The organism is Hymenobacter sp., assembly GCF_035709525.1.
Taxonomy (GTDB): domain Bacteria; phylum Bacteroidota; class Bacteroidia; order Cytophagales; family Hymenobacteraceae; genus Hymenobacter.
In genome coordinates, this window is sequence record NZ_DASTEP010000222.1 from 26,746 (window position 1) to 44,760 (window position 18,015).

An 18,015-nucleotide genomic window follows, 5' to 3' on the forward strand; every position below is an offset into this window, starting at 1 on the left:
GATGCTTCGCTGCGCTCAGCATGACAGCCTGTTAAATGTTAAATGATACCTGTTAAATGATTATCTCCCCCGCCAGCCGCCTGGCCAATACCGGCGAATACTACTTCTCGCGCAAGCTGCGCGAGCTGGCCGCCCTCAACGCGGCCGGGGCCAACATCATCAGCCTGGGCATCGGCAGCCCCGATTTGCCGCCGCACCCGAGCGTGGTGGCAGCGCTGGCCGCTACCGCCGCCCAGCCCGGCGCGCACGGCTACCAGAGCTATCAGGGCACGCCCGCGCTGCGCCAGGCGATGGCGGCTTTCTACCAAAAAAGCTATGGCGTAAGCCTCGACCCCGCCACCGAAGTGCTACCGCTGGCCGGCTCGAAAGAAGGCCTGATGCACATCGGCATGGCCTTTCTGGAAGCCGGCGACGCGGTGCTCATCCCCAATCCCGGCTACCCGACCTACCGGGCCGTGGCCGAAATCTGCGGGGCCGAGGTGCGCGAGTACGACCTCACGGCCGAAACCGGCTGGCTGCCCGACCTCGCCGCCCTGGCCCGCACCGACCTGAGCCGGGTGAAGATGATGCTGGTGAACTACCCGCACATGCCCACCGGCACGCCGGCCAGCCCCGCGTTTCTGGCCGAGCTGGTAGCGTTTGCGCGGGCGCACGGCATCATGCTGGTGCATGACAACCCGTATGGCTTCGTGCTGAACGAGACGCCGCCCACCAGTCTGCTCAGCGTGCCGGGCGCTAAGGAAGTAGCGTTGGAACTCAACTCGCTCAGCAAGAGTCACAACCTGGCCGGCTGGCGCGTGGGCATGCTGGTGGGCCGCGCCGACTGGCTCACCGAGGTGCTGCGCTTCAAAAGCAACATGGACTCGGGCATGTTCCTGGGCATCCAGCAAGCCGCCGTGGCGGCACTGGCGCTGGGCGAGGACTGGTTTGCGGAGCTAAACGCCACCTACCGCGCCCGCCGCGAGGTAGTGCGCGAACTACTGGCCGCGTTGGGCTGCGAGGCCGCGCCCGGTCAAACGGGTCTCTTCCTCTGGGCCAAAGTACCGCCCGCCTACGCCGACGGCTACGCCTTGAGCGACGCCGTGCTGGCCGGGGCGCGGGTGTTCCTGACGCCGGGCGGCATCTTCGGCAGCAACGGCAACGGCTACATCCGGGCTAGCCTTTGCCAGCCGGAAGGCGTGCTGCGCGAGGCGATGGCGCGGATTAGTGCTTGGTGCTTAGTGCCTGGTGCTTAGTACTTGGTAGTACGATTAAGGAAAAATGGAAACGCGACTAAAAGCAGATAGCCTAAGCACCAGGCACCAGGCACCAGGCACTAACACCGTAGCCATCATCGGCCTCGGCCTCATCGGCGGCTCGCTGGCGCTCAGCCTGCGGCAGCACGGGCTGGCGGGCCGGCTTATCGGGGTAGAAAGCAACCCGGCCTACGCCCGCCGCGCGCTGGAACTGGGCCTAGTCGATGACATCGCGCCCGACTTGGCGGCGGCCGTGGCCCCGGCCGGCCTCGTGGTAGTGGCCGTACCGATGGACGCCATGCTCACCGTGCTGCCGCAGGTGCTCGACCTCGTTACCGACCGGCAAATCGTTATCGACGTGGGCTCGACCAAAGCCAACCTGCTGGCCGCCGTGGCGGACCACCCGCGCCGCCGCCGCTTCGTGGCGGTGCACCCCATGGCCGGCACCGAATACTCGGGCCCCGATGCGGCGGTGCGGGGCTTGTTTGAAGGTAAGACGCTGGTAGTGTGCGATGCCGAGGCCAGCGACCCGGCCGCCGTGGCGGCCGTGGAGGCGCTGTTTCGGGCGCTGCCCATGCGGGTGCTGCACCTCGGCGCGGCCGACCACGACCTGCACACGGCCTACGTGTCGCACATTTCGCACCTCTCGTCGTTTGCGCTGGCGCTCACGGTGCTGGAAAAGGAGCGGCGCGGCGAGCAGCGTATTTTTGACCTTGCCGGGGGCGGCTTTGCCTCCACCGTGCGGCTAGCCAAGAGCGCGCCGGCCACCTGGGTACCCATCTTCCGCCAAAACCGCGAAAATGTGCTCGACGTGCTCGACGAGCATTTGCACCAGCTGCAAGCGCTGCGCGCGCTGCTGGCCGGCGAAGACTATGCCGGGCTGAGCGCCGCGCTGGCGCACGCTAATGAGATACGCAAGATTATTCCTTAGAAAAACTGGTGAATGGGTGGACTGGTGAATGGTTGAATTGAGTAGGCGTGTTCGCGTCGTCCATCATCCATTCAGCTAACCACCAGTCAATTCAACCATCCAACACTTCAACAATCTAACAATCCAATCCCCATGTTCGACCGTCTTTTCAACCGCCAACCCAACGACAAACCCTTCCTCATCGCCGGCCCGTGCTCGGCCGAAACCGAGGCGCAGGTAATAGAAACCAGCCAGCGGCTGGCCGCTACCGGCAAGGTGCAGGCCCTGCGCGCCGGCATCTGGAAGCCCCGCACCAAGCCCGGCGGCTTCGAGGGGGTAGGGGCCAAAGGCTTGCCCTGGCTCAAGAAAGCCAGCGAGCTCACCGGTCTGCCCGTGGCCGTGGAAGTAGCCACCGCCAAGCACGTCGAAGACTGCCTGGCCTTCGGCGTGGACCTGGTGTGGGTGGGCGCGCGCACCACCGGCAACCCGTTTTCGGTGCAGGAAATCGCCAATGCCTTGCGCGGCGTGGATATTCCGGTGCTGGTCAAGAATCCCATTCACCCCGAGCTGGAGCTGTGGATAGGCGCGCTGGAGCGCCTGCAAAAAGCCGGCCTCAAGCAGGTGGGCATGATACACCGCGGCTTTTCGAGCTACGGCAATACCGACTTCCGCAACGCGCCGATGTGGCACCTCCCCATCGAAATGAAGCGCCGCCTGCCCGAGTTGCCCATCCTCAACGACCCCAGCCACATCTGCGGACGGCGCGATACGCTGTTTGGCGTGGCGCAGCAGGCGCTGGACTTGGACTTCGACGGCACGATGATAGAAAGCCACATCGACCCCGACAATGCGTGGAGCGATGCCAAGCAGCAAATCACGCCCGAGGTGCTGGGCCAGCTCATCACCGACCTGGTGTGGCGGCACGAAACCACCGACAAGGAGGAGTACCTGAACGCGCTGGCTGGCCTGCGCCAGCAAATCAACAACCTCGACGCGGAGGTGATTCAGCTGCTGGGCCGCCGCATGGCCGTGGCCGAAAAAATCGGCCAGTACAAAAAGGACAACGATATCACCATCCTGCAAACCGCCCGCCTCAACGAGATACTCGACCGCAGCAAGCGGCAGGGTGAGCAGGTGGGCCTCACGCCCGACTTCATTGAGCGCTACCTGGAGGCGGTGCACTTGGAGTCGGTATTGCGCCAGGAGAAAGTGATGAAGGGCGAATAGCGCGAAGTAGCGCTTGCTTCAAAAGCAGGGCTAAAACTGCTCAAAAGGCGCTTGTCATTGCGAGCGCAGCGAAGCAATGACAGCTAAGTAAACAGCCATAAAAATGCCCCCTGCTAATCTTAGCAGGGGGCATTTTTATGGCTGTTTTTGATAAAATCCTACTCCACGGTCAGGCGCTTGCTGATGGTGCCGGCGCTGGTTTGGAGGCGCACGGTGTACACGCCCTGGGCCAGGGCGGGCAGCGCCAGCGGCCGGGCGGCCGTGGCGCTGGCGGCCAAGTTTTGGTGCGCCACGGTCTGGCCCAGCGTATTGAGAACCTGCACCTCAACAGCTTGCTGATTAAGCGCGGCGGGTAAGCCCAGCGTGAGGCTGCCACCGTGCGTGGGGTTGGGGTACAGCACTACCTGCTCGCTCAGCGCGGCCGGGGCGGTGGCCAGCGTGCTGCTGGGGCGCAGCAACAGCGTGAAGCGGCCGGTGGCGGTGCCCGCGCTCAGGTTTACCACGTAGCCGGTGGGCTGGCTGAGGTCGAAGAGCGTGCCGGTCTGGTTGTCGCGCAGGGTGGCCTGGGTGCCGGCGGGCAGGTTGAGCAATTCGGTGGCGCGCAGGATGTAGGTGCCGGCCTGCGGGGCCAGCACGCGCAGCGGCACGGCCACGGTGGCGGTGCCCAGCGCGGGCAGGGCATTGATGGACAGCAGGTCGGTAGCGCCTACCTCGCTGGCCAGCACGGGCGCGCCGCCGGCCACGATTTTGTAGGCATCGGCCGCGGCGTCGAAGCCAGCGGTGGCGGTGTTGCTGAAATAAACCACGGCCTCATCGGCCGGGCCGGTGGCGGCGGCCAGGCTCAGGCGCACCAGCGGCTCGGGGCTGGCGGTGCGCTGGAAGGTGGGGTTGGCGTAGGTGGTGAGGCGGGCGGCGTTGGTGAAATTAACCGCGCCCGGCGTGCTGGCCGAAGAGGTCCGCACGAAGAAGCCCTGCATGGCGGCCAGCTGGTTGGTACCGCCGTTGATGCCCACGCCGTTGCGCACGTAGGTGGCGTAGGTGCCCGCGTAGGGGCCGGTCGAGCGGAAGACGTACACCGCCGCGTCGAGGCCGCTGGTGCTGGTGGCGTCCCAGTTGAGCGGGGCGGGGTAGGGGTTGCCCAGCAGCTGCCAGCCGGCATCGGCCAGCGGGCCGCGCCCGAGGTTGCTCATGCTGACGGGGCCGTTATTGAGCGTGCCCACAAAATCCACCGTTTGCGTGCCGGGGATGTTCACCGAGTAGCCGCGGCCGGGCGTGAGCACGTCGCTCAAGGCCGAAGGCGATTCCCAGCCAAAATCAAACGCGCTGCTCAGCGCTGAGCCCGAAGCCAGCCGCGCATTGTTATAGCCGAATACCGTGGGATAAGGAGTTACGAAAGAGGGGTCGGCGGCCGTGTTATAAGCCGGGTTCACCACCGGCGTGAAATTGCTCGTCGTTAGGTCGGCCACCGTGGTAGCGGCCACCGGCGAGGCGTAGTGGCGGTAGCCGTTGCCGGCGTTGGTAGTCGGGTCGATGTAGCGCTGCACGGTGGCCGTGCCCACTACTGCGCCGCTCGTGTTCACGACCATCGCAGTGCCCGTGGCATCCGAAAACAAGGTAAACGGCTGGCTACCGGTAGTGAGGTTGCCGCCGAGCGTCAGCAGGCGGCGCACGCCGGCCGGGGCGGCCAGGGTAGCGGTGGCGCTGCCCACGGTCAGGTTCTGGAAGTTGGACGCGCTGGTGCCGCCGATGGTTTGGGCGGTGGTGCCGGCCAGCACCACGGTGCCGTCGCCGCTGCCAGCCAGCGCGCCGCCGTTGTTTGTGAGGTTGCCGGTCATGGTCAGCACGCCGCCGGGGGCGGTGGTCAGCCGGGCCGCGCTGCCCGAGAGCGTCACGTTGCGAATGCTTTGGGCGGCGCTCACGACGGGCTGGTTGGCGGCGTAGCCGGGGAAGAAGGCGTCGTCGGTGGCGGCGGGCAGGGTGTAGGTGCTGGCCGCCGATACGATGGCGTTGGCCGGCGCGCCGTTGTTGGTAATCCAGTTGCTGGCCGTGTTCCAAGCAGCGCTGGTGTTGCCGGTCCACATGGGGCCGGTGTAGGTGCTGGCCACGTAGCTGCGCAGCCAGGTCAGGGCCGGGCGCTCGCTGTTGTCGGCATTGGCAATGTACGCGCCCTGGTTGGTGCGCCAGTGGCCGGGGCGATAGCCCCACAGCGTGATGCCGCGCACGGCCGGATTCTCCCAGAACAGCGGAAAAATGCGCTGGTAATCAGCCAGCTGCTGCGCGTCGGTCGGGCCGTCGAGGTCAAACTCCGTGATGTAGAGCGGCAAATTGGCCGAAGCCAGCGTAGCCATATTAGCCTGAATAGAAGCCGAAGAGGTCGAAGCCAGCGAAAACGCATGGCCCTGAATACCAATAGCGTCGATGAGGCCGCGCGCCTTCAGCAGGTTGGCGATGCCTACGTAGGTAGCGGCCCGGTTGGGCTCGTTTTCTACGCTGTACTCGTTCAGCATCAGCTTGGAATTGGGGAAGTACTGGCGGGCCAGCTGAAAGGCCGTGATAACCCAGTCCCAGCCGGTAGCGCCGTTGCCGCCCAGCGCATTGAGGTAGGCCCCGCCATCGGCCCCGGCGGCCCCGGTGGGCGGCTGGTGCGTGGGTTCGTTCACTACGTCGATGAAGTCGATGCGCTTGCCCTGGAAGTGGGTCGCCACTGCCTGGTACCAGTCCTTAATGGCCGCCAGCTTGTCGGCGTCGCTCAGGTTGCTGGTGGTAAGCCAGGTCGGCTGCTGCGCGCCCCAGATGAGGGTGTGGAAGCGAAACGGCCCGCCCGTGGCCACGGCCTGAGCGTAGGCCGCGTCGGCCTCGGCCCAGTTGTAGGTGCCGCGCGTGCCTTCGGCCACGCCCCACTTGCCGCCGTTTTCAGGCGTGGTGCCATCCCAGTACACCCCGAAGTAGGGCGACTGCGCCGTGCTGTACGCCGAGCTCAGATACTTGGGCTTGCCGGTAGCGATGGGCAGGCCCGTCGGGGCCGGCCCAGGCACTACCACCACGGCCGAGCCCTGCGTGCCCGCGTCGAGGTTGGCCACCGTGAAGTTGAGGCCCGTTTGCCCAAACACGAACTTATCGAAATACAACCCATCCTCCCGCGCCCCGATTTGCAGGGTTTGCGTGAGGCTGCCGGCCGGCACCGTAAACGAGGCCCCGCTGCCGAACTTCGACAAGTTCACCCATTTCCAGAGCGGCGTGGTGGCGTTGGCGCTGAAGCCGGCGGTGCCCAAGCCATCCACGGGTGTGGTCGAGCCCGCTACGTAGCCCGCCGAGGCCAGGCCGTTTTGCAGCCGCCAGTCGCTGGCGAGGGTAGGGTTTTTAGTGCCAAAGCTCGTCGCGTTGTAGTAGCTGTCGTCGTTGAAGCCGCCCGGCCCCACCCAGATGCGGGCATACAAGTCGTAGGTGCCCGCCCCCGGAAACGTGACGGTGTAGGTGAGCACGCGGGCCGCCGTGGTGGGGGCCGAGTTGCCGCCTACGTAGGCCGTCTGGTCGGTTTTGGTGGTGATGTAGGTAGCCGCCGGCACCGTGCCGCTGGCCGGGGTAGTGCCGATAAGCCAGTCGCCGATGGTGGCCCCGGTCACGGGCGGCATGGTCGAGGTGCCCGATTCGGCCTCGAAGGATACGGGCGAGTTTTGGGCCAGCAAAGCAAGGGGGCTGCCAAGCGCAGCCACCAGCGCCAGCACTAGGCGTTGAGGTTTCTTCATAGAGAAGAGAGGTTGGGTGGGGAAAAGAAAAAGCCAGGCAATTCGCAGAATAATCCTGCGACTACCGTACTAAAGTAGAAGGCGTTCGCGTTAAGTAGGTGCTTGTAAACAAGGACCATAGAAAGTATTTTCTCAGCAATCGATTGTGATACCTCTGGCAATCGATTGCGATAGCTGACACAACTGAAACGCTGTAGAATAGGTAAGCTGAACGCTAGTGATGGCGTCCTTTTTTTACTGATAGGACTTGTTCCTGAATTAGTAAAATTCAGAAAACGTCTGTCATGCAACGCGCGGCGAAGTATGGCTCTTTTATTTCCCCTAATGTCAGGAATAAGTATATAAACCAAACGGGCGTAGAGACGCATATTTGCGTCTCGTCGTTGTTCGGCCCGCCTGCTAGTACATGTCGCCCGGATTAGCTCGCCTGACGCGAGACGCAAGTATGCGTCTCTACACTCGCCTAGTTCGCCCAGCGCACGCGGGCGTTGTAATCGTAGCCCCAGCGGGGCGACCCGTCGGTAGCAACCAGCCGCAAACAAAAGGTACAAGCCCCGTAGGGGCGACCCAACAGATGAAAGGGTCGCCCCTACGGGGCTTTGGGTAGATATTGATTCCCAATTACTACCGACGGGTCGCCCCGTTGGGGCTACTCCGCCATCTGGACTACAACGCTCGCCTACCAGATTACTGCCCGGTCGGCCGGCTGGCGCACCATCTTGCTACCCTCGGGGCAGCCAAAGGTCTGCTGAAACTGCGGCATGTTCATCAGCGGGCCGATGGTGCGGTACTGGCCCGGCGAGTGTGGGTCGGTGAGAATCTGCTGGCGCAGGGCCTCGGGGCGAATGTTCTGGCGGCGCAGCTGCGCCCAGCTCAGGAAAAAGCGCTGCTCGGGCGTAAAGCCGTCGAACTTGGGGCGCGGGCCGTTGCCGTAGCGCTGCTGAAGCTGCTTTTGCAGCGCGCCATACACGATGGTGAGGCCGGCGAAGTCGGCCAGGTTTTCGCCCATCGTCAGCTTGCCGTTCACGTGCACCGAGTCGAGCGGCGAGAAGGCGTCGTACTGCCGGCCCACCACGTTGGCGCGCTTCGTAAACTCGGCCGCGTCGGTGGGCGTCCACCAGTCGCGCAGGTTGCCCTGGCTGTCGTACTGCCGGCCCTGGTCGTCGAAGCCGTGGGTCATTTCGTGGCCCATCACCCCGCCGATGGCCCCGTAGTTCACCGCGTCGTCGGCGTTGGGGTCAAAGAACGGCGGCTGCAAGTAGCCGGCCGGAAACACAATCTCGTTCAGCGGCGGGTTGTAGTAGGCGTTGATGGTAGGCGGCGTCATGCCCCACTCCGTGAGGTCGACCGGCCCGCCAAATTGCGCCGCCTCGCGGCGGCTTTCCCAGAGGCGGGCCGCCAGCACGTTCTTGGCATATGACTCGCGGCTGATGTTCAAGGCCGAGTAGTCCTTCCACTTATCGGGGTAGCCGATTTTCACGCGTAGCGCATTCAGCTTTTTCAGCGCCTCGGCCTTGGTGGGCGCGCTCATCCAGGTGTTGGTTTGGATGTGCTCGGCCATGCTGGCCTTGATGTTGGCGAGCATTTCCAGCGCCTTCTTCTTGGCGGCGGGTGGGAAAGCTTTGTCCACGTACAGCTGCCCGAAGGCCTCGCCCAGCGTGCCATCGGTGGCGGCTTGCACGCGCTTCCAGCGCACGGCCTGCTGCTTGGTGCCGCTCACCACCTGGTTGTAGCGGAAGGTGGCATCGACGTAGGCCGCTGGCAGCGCGCTGGCCACCGAGCGCACCAGGTGCCAGCGCATGTAGGTCTGCAAATCGGGTAGCGGCTCATTTTTAAGCAGCGCGTTCACCTCGTCAAAAAACGCCGGTTGGCCCACGATTAGCTCCTGTGCCTTGCCTAGCTGCATGTCGGCCAGCAGCCTGGGTAGCTGCATGGCGGGGTAGCGCTTGGCCGCCGCGGCCAGGGGCATCTGGTTGTAGTTGGCCTGCGGGTCGCGCAGCTCCACGCGGGTGCGCGAGGCCTGGGCCAGGCGCTTTTCGAGATGCTCGACGGTGGCGGCGTTTTTGGCCGCCGTGGCCGGGCTGTCGCCCAGCAGGCCAAACACGTCGCGCATATACTGCTGGTAGGCGGCGCGCACCTTCTGGGTGCGGGCGTCATCCTTGAGGTAGTAGTCGCGGTCGCCCATCGTGAGGCCGCTCTGGTGCAAGCCTACTACGTAGCGCGTGCTCTGCTTTTCATCGACCTCCACGCCACCCCGGAAGAAGGCACCCGTGCCCAAATCCTGCTCGTGGGCGATGAGCGCGGGCAGCTCGGCGCGGCTTTTCAGCGCCGCGATGCGGGCCAGCTCGGGCTTCAAAGGCGAAATACCGGCTTTCTCAATGGCCATGGTGTCCATTGCGGCGGCGTAGAAGTCGCCGACTTTCTGGGCGTTAGAGCCGGGCGTGGCGCTGCGGTTGGCCGCGGCGTCTTCGAGTATCTGCTTCAGCGTGGCCTGCGTGCGCAGCCCCAGCAGGTTGCGCGGCCCCCAGCTGGTAGCATAGCTTGGAATAGGATTGGCCTTGAGCCAGTTGCCGCCCGAGAACTGGTAAAAGTCGTCGCACGGCGACACCGAGCGGTCGATGTCGGCCACATCGAGGCTCACGCCCTTGGGGTCGGGGGTAGTAGGGGCGGCGGGCGCGGTAGAGGCAGTGGCTACCGGGGCAGCGGGGCCGCTGCCGGCGCAGCCGGCTAGCGCCAGCAGGGTAGCGCCGAGTAATGGCGAAAACTTGGGCATAGTGGCGAAGGAGAAGGGAAAAGAGTGTAGCCAAAAGTACGCAAAAGCCAAAAAAGGCCCGTAGCACACGCCACGAGCCTTTTCTTTTATGAGGATTATAGCCTTAAAACGGATACCCAATCGCCAGATTCAAACGCCCGCTTCTATCATCCGGCGTGCCATAGTTGGCGCGCAGCGGGATGGCGTAGTCGAAGCGGATGACGAAGAACTGCACGTCGATGCGCAAACCCAGGCCGGTGCCCACGGCCAGCTGGTTGAGGAAGGTGCTGGCCTGAAACTGCCCGCCCGGCCGCTGCGGGTCATTGTTGACGAGCCAGATGTTGCCGGCGTCGATAAATACGGCACCCTTCACGTAGGGAAATAAATCCTGGCGGTATTCCAGGTTGCCTTCCAGGCGCAGGTCGCCCACTTGGTCGTAGTAGTTGTTGATGATGTCGGTAGAAGCGGGCTTGTAGGTGCCCGGCCCAATCTGGCGGGCCGCGTAGGCCCTAATGGAGTTGGGGCCGCCGATGCCGTACTGGCGCAGGTAGGGCAGGGTGCCGCCCGCCGAGTTGCCGTAGGGCAGGCCCACCCCAATCTGGAGGCGGCCCACGATGCGGTTGCCCGAGGCCGGGTTGGCGCTGAGGCGGTAGTATTCGCGCAACTCAAGGTCAAACTTAGCGTACTGCGCAAAGCGCTGGCCCAAAATAGTATAGCTCTGGTTAGCAGTTTTTTCGCCTACTGTCAGGCCGCTGAGCGCGTTGGCCACGTTGCCGCTCACCTCGGCCTGGCCTTGGAAGAAAATCTGCTGGCGGCGCTTTTCCAGCACCTGCTGGTTGTAGGTGTAGCGGTACGAGCTGGCCAGAATAAACTGTGAGGTGTAAGCCTGCCGCAGAAACGGTCGCGCATCCAGCACTTCCTGAAACGCTGGCTGAATGCTGACGGCGTTGTACGAGGCATCGATAAGCTTGATTTCTTGCTCGTTGGTTAGCTTGGTTTTCCAGCTGTAGCCGTAGCTGGCGTTGTAGCTGGTGGTGCTGAAGTAGCCCGTGCGCGCCACGTAGCGCAAGCCCAGCCCAAAGTTGGTGCGCGGCTGAAAGTTGGAATTAACCAGGCGCGGATTCAGAAACGGCAGCTTCGGGGCGATGAGGCGCGGTACTATCAGCAGCCCGTTCAGGCCAAACTCGGTCGAAATCAGGCCCGTCGTGCCGCGTGTCGATTCCATGCCTTCAGGAGCTTTGGTTTGGGTTTCATACGAGGCCACGGCATTCACGAGCAGCTGCTCGGCCCCGCGCAGCGCCGAGCGGTTGCGAAACTGCCCCGTAAGGCCCGGCCCGATAAAGCCGTTGCTTTTGCTGACCAGCTGCAACTCGGCGCGCAAACTTTTCTTTTTGAGCTGCGTCATCAGCACGTCGGCGTCGAGGCGGGCGCGGCCCGCCGAGTCGCCCGCCGCCGAGGGCGTAAACTTGAGCTCAACGTAGCGAAACGTGTTCAAACTCATCAGGCGCGAAATCGTCTGGTCGCGCCGAAACTGCCGGTATAGGCTGTCGGGGTACAGGAAGACGGCCCGCGTGATAGCCTTGGCCTTAAACACGTCCTCATCGGGGTAGTACAAGTATTTCTGAAACCGAATGGGCTCGCGGCGAGCGGTGTCCGTCAGCACGTAGTCGGTGTTCAGGCTGATGGTTTTCAGCCAGTAGGGCCGCAGGGCCTTGCGCGGGGCCTCGGCCTTTACCTTGTAGTACACGTTCACCTTGCCGTTGAGCGTGCTATCGACCTGAAATAATAAGTGCGTGGGATTGAAGTAGTAGTAGCCCTGGTTTTTCAGCTCCTGCTCGATGCGAACGCGCTCGTTGGTGAATACGTCGAGGTCGTAAGGGTCGCCCACTTTCAACAGCGTGCGCGGCTGCGTGCTGCGAATGGCGGCATCAATCAGCGTATCGCGCTCGGGGAAGTGAATTTCCTGAATCGTGTACTGCTGGCCGGGGCGCACGGTATAGTTTATCTGGGCCGTGTTTTCCTTCACCACCACCTCGCCCGACGCCGCCCCGTGGAAGTAGCCCCGGTTTTGCAGCCGGTTCACCATCAGGCTGCTGGTGTTGGTGGGGTTGGCCTGGGTTAGCAGCACCGGCGGCTCGCCCAGCTTGTCGGCCAGAAAGTGCTTGAAACCCTTTTCTTTGCCCACGCCCAAATGCCAGAAATACAGCTTGGGCCGCATCCCCAAAATGGAGGAATTAGGCTGCGGCCGGATGAGGTCGGTGAGCTCGGTTTGCAGCGCCGACTGGTTGCGCAGCTTTTCGGGCGCTTCTATCTTCACCGTGCTGCCCGTGTACAGCTTCTGGCCTTCGGGAATGTACTTGAGCCCCGAGCACGAGGCAAAAAACAGCAAGCTCAGCAGGGCCGCCGGGCGGCCTGCCGTGATGGTAGGCAGGAAATAAGCGGACAGGGTTTTCTTCATACGATACTCTTTTCGCAGGGCAAGGGCGGGGCGTTTCTTGATTAAGAAACGGTAGTATTAAACTGTCATGCTGAGCGGAGCGGAGTCGAAGCATCTCTACCGCTTCGTTGCTAGCGTCAGAAGCTAGTTCTCCGGTAGAGATGCTTCGACTCCGCTACGCTCAGCATGACGGACGTTTTGGGGTTCTAATCAATAATTCTAAAAGCGGAGCCCGTCCTACTGGCTGGTAGTAGGCCGGCGCGTGGTATCGCGCCGGAAGCTTTGGGCGCTCGTGGTCACGGCGGCGGCCGAGTCGGCGAGCTGCTGGTTGCGGCGCTTTTCTTCTTCTTTGTCGCGCTTGTCCTGCTTGCGGATTTCTTTATTGCGCTGCTTATCAGCCTTGCTTACTTTCTCAAACAGGTCTTTGAAATTGTCGTAGTCGCGCTGGAACACCAGCGCCGCGCCCGTCCGCACGATATTGCCGTCGATGTCCTCGTAGGCGTTCTGGCGGAAAGCGCGCAGGCGCAGGCGGCCATCGGCCAGCAGGGTGTACTCCAGGCTCACGTCGCCGGCCAGGTTGCTGGCCGAGTTCTGGTTGCCCACGGCGGTGTTGCCGCTGCCGCCGGCCAGGGCCACGTCGGCCCCCACGCGCACGGTCAGGCGCTCGTTGAAGAGTTGGCGGCGCACGGCCACGTTGAGGTCGGTGCGCGAGCCGTTGGCCCCGGTGCTATAGTCGGCCTGATTGGTCACGCCCAGGTCGAGGCCCAGGCCCGAGAGGTACTTGCCGGTCAGGTTCTGAAGCTGGTCGGTGAGCACCTGACTTACCGAGCCGCGCAGCTGGCTGGCCACGATGCCCTCGCCGGCCGCCGACTGGAAGGGATTTTGCTGAATAAACCGCCCCAGCACCAGCAGCGAAAACACCTGCTTGCTGAGCTCCGAGGTTTGCCCAGGCTGGCGCAGATTGCCCAGCACGGCATCGACCTCGCCACCCACCGGGCTGTTGAGCGAGGCCGGCGGTAGCGTAATATCAAACCCGATAGTAGGCTTGCTGAGCTGGTCGGTGACTTTGATGAGCACGTTGAACATGATGCCGTTGCGCGACACCGTGTTGGCCGTGCGGTCGTTGCTGCCCTGGGCGGCGAGCAGGTCGGCGGGGGCGGCCTTCACCTTGTACACGGCCGTGATGTTGAGGTCGGCATTGAAGGGGTCACCGCTCCACGACAAGTAGGAGCCGTCGGCAATGATGAACTCGCGCGTCACGAGCCCATACAGCGAGAGCTTGTACTTGCCGCGCCGCACATCGAGCCGCCCGCTGAGCGTGATGTTGCCGCTCGGGTCGATGTTGGTCGTGAGCGTGCCAGCCGCCCGCACGCGCAGGTTGTCGCCGCTCACGGGGTCTACCACGAAGGTGAAGGGCGTGTCGTCGTTTATCGTAATCTGGGCCGAGATGTCGTAGTTAATGGTATTGGCCTGCGCCACCGAGTCGGCCACGGCCAGCCGCTTGGCCAGCATTGGGTTAATTTTCACGCTCTTATCCACAAACTGCACGATGCCTTCGCGGGCTACCACGCTGGGGTCCACGGCGGGGTTTTCCACCGTCAAATCCGAGCCCTTGGCCACCGTGGCGCGGGTGTCAATCTTGATGAGCGAGAGCGGCCCGGTCAGGCGCGTGTCCGAGTCCAGCACCAACCGGCCGTAGTACAGCGTATTATCTTCGGTGCGCTTGCTGCGCACAGCCAGGAATTTATCGGTCTTTACCCGCAGGTCGAAGGCGTAGTCGGTGTAGGTTTTGGTGAGCAAATACCCATTCGCTACTGCCTTGTTGCCGGCCGAGTCCTGCACCGTGAAGTTGTTGAACGCGATGCCTTTCTCATCAAACACAATCGGCTGGCTCACGAGCCTAAACGGCGAGCCCAGCTGCGGCACGATAAAGCTGGCATCGGGCGAGGTCGTGAGCTGCCCGCGCACTTCGGGCGCGCTCGTGTTGCCGCGCAGCGTTAGCTGCCCGGCCAGGTAGCCGGTGCTTTGGCTGAGCTGCCCGGCCGCGAACGGCTCGGCCGTCTTCATGTTTAGGCGGGCCACGTCCACCACGAAGTCGAGCGGCGTGTTGCCCACGGTGCGGTAGGCCCCGCGCACGGTCACATCGTTGCCGCCGCCGCCCGTCAGGCGGGCGTTCACGTCGTAGCGGTCGGCCACGGGGTTGCTGGCTTGTAAAGCGAGGTCGCCGATAACGGCCTTGCTATACAGCAGGTCTTTGATGGTGAGGTCGGCCGTAAAGGCTTGTTTCTTAGTCCCCAGCCCGCGCGCCACGGCCTCGCCATTCAGCAAGCCGCCCACTGTGGAGTCGGCCATGCCAATGGCCTTGCCCACGATGCTCAAATTGAACTGCTCGAAGCGCACGGCCAGCGGCGAGGTGTTCACGGCCGGGTTCTGGCTCTGCACCACCAGCGCCGACGAGCCGTTGGTGAGGCGCAAGTTATTGGCCACTACCGTGCCATCGGGGTTGTAGCGCACGTAGTTGTCCGCGCCCGCCGTCCAGCGGTCGTAATTGATAATCTGGTCGTCGGCAAAGGCAAACTGGTAGGCGTCGCCCCCACGCTGCGCCACCACCGACAGCGCGCCGGCCAGCGCCAGCCGCTCCTTGTTGGTCGAGTCGCCCAGGATAGATACGCGGGTATTCACCTTGTTGTTAGCCACGTTGCCCACCAGGCTAGGCCGCCGCAGCAAAAAGGTCGTATCCTGCATGGTGCGCTGCGCGGCCTGCGCCAGCCGCAGCGCGTAGTCGAGCTTGCGCGGGTCCGAGTCCACGTTCAGCGTCAGCGAATCGAGGCGGTAGCCCTGGTAGCGAATCACCGGAATGCTGGTTTTGGCCGTGAGGCGGGCCGCCGCGCGGCTATAGTCGCCGGCCAGCGTGAAGGGCGACAGCCGCCACAGCCCCGGCACCAGCCGGCGCAGCAGCCGCGTGTTCTTCACGCGCAGCGAATACGTAAACTGCTGATTACCCTCACTGTTGGTAAACGGCCGCACGCCCGCCAGCCGGAAGTAGCGGTTGATGTGCCGTTGCAATTCGGTGGCCAAATCGCCCAGATGCACGTTGCCATCGAGCTTGATATCGGCAATATTGGAGTTGAAATCCACCGCCGTGCGGGTGGCCGTCTGCACGATGCGACCGCTCAGCGAGTCGAGCGCAATCGGCTGATTATTATTGACAATGACAATATTATCGCCGCTAAACGTGCCGTTGATGGTGTTGGCGCTGCTGCCGCGCAGGTTGGCCACCAGGTTGCCCTGCACCCGCAGGTCGCCGCCGGTGTAAAAGCCCAGCTTGGTGAGGTTGGCCCCGCGCAAATTCAGCCTAGTCACCTCATAAGTCGGGTTTTTGGCGTCGCGCAAATTCACCACCGCGTTCAGGTCGAGGTCGAGGTTGGGGTCGCTCTTGCTGCTCGCCGCGATGGTGTACTTTCCACGGTCAATGTCCACATTCGCGGCTACGCCGCGGTAGGTGTAGCCGTTGTAACGGGCGCTCTGCACGTTGGCCGTTACCTTGCCAATCAGCGTGTTAGGGTCTTGTAGATTGCCCACGGCATTGATGCGCCCCGAGCCCGTAATGGTGCCGATGGTCGGGTCTTTCAGCAGCTTGCCCGCGTCAAAGTTCTGCACCGCGAAGGTGCCCACCAGCGGCTGCCGCCCGCCCGCCTGCGCCGCCCCCAGCTTGCCACTGAACGCTACGTTGCCATAAGTCGAGCGCAGCTTGAGGTTGGTGTCAAATGCCAGCGTGGTGGGCCGCCCCCGGAAGGTGCCGCTCAGCGCCAGGGTAGGGGGGATGCTGATGTTATTGGGAATAGTGCCTTTGGGTACCAGGCTCAGCAAGTCGGCCCGCGTCGAGCTAAAGCGCTGCAAGTCAATGTCCACGTACAGACGCCCATCCACGTTGGGCAAGCCCACGATGTGCGCCCGCCGCGCCTGCACCACCGTGTTGCGGAAGCCCACAAAGTCGAAGCCCCGGATGTTGAGGTCGCCCAGCCGCCCGCTCACCAGCCCGCTCAGCAGGATGCTTTGGTTGGGGCCGGTAGTGAAGGGCGGCGTGTCGGCCAGGCTCGGCACCAGATACAGCACGTCGCGGAAGCCCAGGCGCGTGTTGCGCAGGTCGCCGCTGAGGCCCAGGTTCGGCAGGTCGTCGGCGATGCTGGCCAGCGACTTAAACCGCATCCCGAGGCTGCGCTTGATGCGCGAGTGCGGCGTCACGAGGTCGAGGCTGTCGAGCTGAATCTGCGCCGTGTCGTACACCGCGTTGGCCCGCGCCGAGGTTATCGCGAAGCCACTGTGGTCCTTGCCCGCCAGGTTGTCGATTTTCACCGTGGTGCGCGCTTCCGTAAAGGTCAAATCCCGCGTGTTCAGCACCAGGTCGGTGAAGTGCAAGTGGCTGTAGTCCAGCGCCGGGTAGCGGCTTTTCAGCTTGGGGTCGTTGAAGTTGTCGAAGTTCACGGCCACACCGCTGATGTCCGACTGCCCCAGCGTGACGCGCCATTTCAGGGGCGCGGTGCTGGCTTTGTCCACGGCTTCATCCACCTTGCGCACCGCTTCGGCGGGGTTTACCACGCGCTGCGCTACGGGCACGTTCTGGTTTTGCGCGTATGCGAAGGTGGTATTTTTCAGCGTCAGCTTATCGAGGTCGATGCGCGCATTTTTGAGGTCAATGTTCTTGGTCGTGACATCGGCCAGCCCAATTTGCGTGTTGATGTACTGCGCCGCCGGGTCGTTTTTGTACACAAAGCCCACGTCTTCGAGCGTCGCCTTATTCAGCCCGAAAGTCAGCTTTAGCGGCTCCTCTGGCTTGTCGTCGTCCAGCTCGGGCGCGGTTTTGGTTTGCACCATCCGGATGGCCGCCTTGCGTAGCAAAGCGTTATCCACTTTGTACACAGAGTTATCCACATCTACCTCGTCCATGTTCACCAGCAGCTCGCCGAGCTTGGCCCGCAGGTCGGAGCCGGCTACCTGGTCGTTTTGAGTAAACAGGATATTGGTCAGCCGCACCCGCCCAATGTCGTATTTCAGGCCCGAGTTAGTGGTATCCACCGGCGCGGTAGGGTCGCTGAACGCCTTGGCAATGAAGTCGTAGTTATTGACGCTGTCGGGCTCGGTGCGCGTCAGGCGCACGCGGCCGTCGTTCAGCTCCACGTCTTTTACGTTGATTTGCTTGTGGAGCAGCGCAAAAATATCGATGCTCACGCCCAGGTGGCCCACGCTCAGCAGCGTGTCGCGCTGCTGGTCGGCCAGGTACACGTCGTCGAAGTTGATGGCGTGCCGGAAGTCGGTGCGAAACTTGCCCAGCCGTACCTCGGTCTTCAGCTTATCGCGCAGGTAACCTTCGGCGCGGCGCGCCACAAAGTCTTGCCCGCTAGGAAATTGCAGAAACACAACTACGCCTACTACCAGCAGTAGCACTAGGGCAATCAGCCCGAATACAACGTATAAAAAGCGGCGTAGGTAAATGGACACAGGCAGAAAAAAGGCTGGGCGCGGCCAGAGCCCGCGCTGGATTAAACAGAATTATGGTTTTCCCAAACGGATTATTTAGCGTTGGGGTTGGATTATTCCAGATAGCCTGAACGGTAGTAGCGGTGTAGCTTGGACTTTGTAGTCCGAGCGCGGGCGCAGCCCGCATCCACGTCAGGAGGCGTTAGCAGGCGTTCGCTCACGCAGATGCG

At 63.1% G+C, this 18,015-nt stretch carries 7 protein-coding genes; 3 read left to right on the top strand and 4 right to left on the bottom strand.

All coding sequences use genetic code 11. From position 1 onward, the window contains the following. Window positions 1–56: 56 nt before the first annotated feature. From VFO93_RS19600 to VFO93_RS19610, 3 genes are all read left to right on the top strand, one after another. Window positions 57–1,235, top strand: coding sequence for a pyridoxal phosphate-dependent aminotransferase (locus tag VFO93_RS19600; protein ID WP_325136084.1), 1,179 nt, complete (start codon window positions 57–59; stop codon window positions 1,233–1,235). A gap of 25 nt (window positions 1,236–1,260) precedes the next feature. Continuing rightward, window positions 1,261–2,166: a prephenate dehydrogenase gene (locus tag VFO93_RS19605; RefSeq protein ID WP_325136085.1), complete on the top strand. Its 906-nt coding sequence runs from the start codon at window positions 1,261–1,263 to the stop codon at window positions 2,164–2,166. Between the two features lie 132 nt (window positions 2,167–2,298). Beyond that, entirely contained in the window at window positions 2,299–3,372 is a 1,074-nt protein-coding gene (locus VFO93_RS19610) for a chorismate mutase (RefSeq protein WP_325136086.1), read from the top strand. 158 nt (window positions 3,373–3,530) lie between these two features. Here the strand turns inward: VFO93_RS19610 and VFO93_RS19615 are convergent, their stop codons facing one another. The 4 genes from VFO93_RS19615 to VFO93_RS19630 form a co-directional block, all read right to left on the bottom strand. After that, window positions 3,531–7,118 (bottom strand): endo-1,4-beta-xylanase, encoded by a 3,588-nt coding sequence (locus tag VFO93_RS19615; RefSeq protein ID WP_325136087.1) that lies wholly within the window; start codon window positions 7,116–7,118, stop codon window positions 3,531–3,533. Window positions 7,119–7,797: 679 nt separating this feature from the next. Next, the gene (locus tag VFO93_RS19620; protein ID WP_325136088.1) at window positions 7,798–9,891 is read right to left on the bottom strand and encodes a M13 family metallopeptidase; all 2,094 of its coding nucleotides are present in this window, start codon (window positions 9,889–9,891) and stop codon (window positions 7,798–7,800) included. 103 nt (window positions 9,892–9,994) lie between these two features. Then, the gene (locus VFO93_RS19625; protein ID WP_325136089.1) at window positions 9,995–12,328 is read right to left on the bottom strand and encodes a BamA/TamA family outer membrane protein; all 2,334 of its coding nucleotides are present in this window, start codon (window positions 12,326–12,328) and stop codon (window positions 9,995–9,997) included. A gap of 216 nt (window positions 12,329–12,544) precedes the next feature. After that, complete coding sequence (locus VFO93_RS19630; RefSeq protein WP_325136090.1) at window positions 12,545–17,806, bottom strand: translocation/assembly module TamB domain-containing protein; 5,262 nt, start codon at window positions 17,804–17,806, stop codon at window positions 12,545–12,547. Window positions 17,807–18,015: the final 209 nt, after the last annotated feature.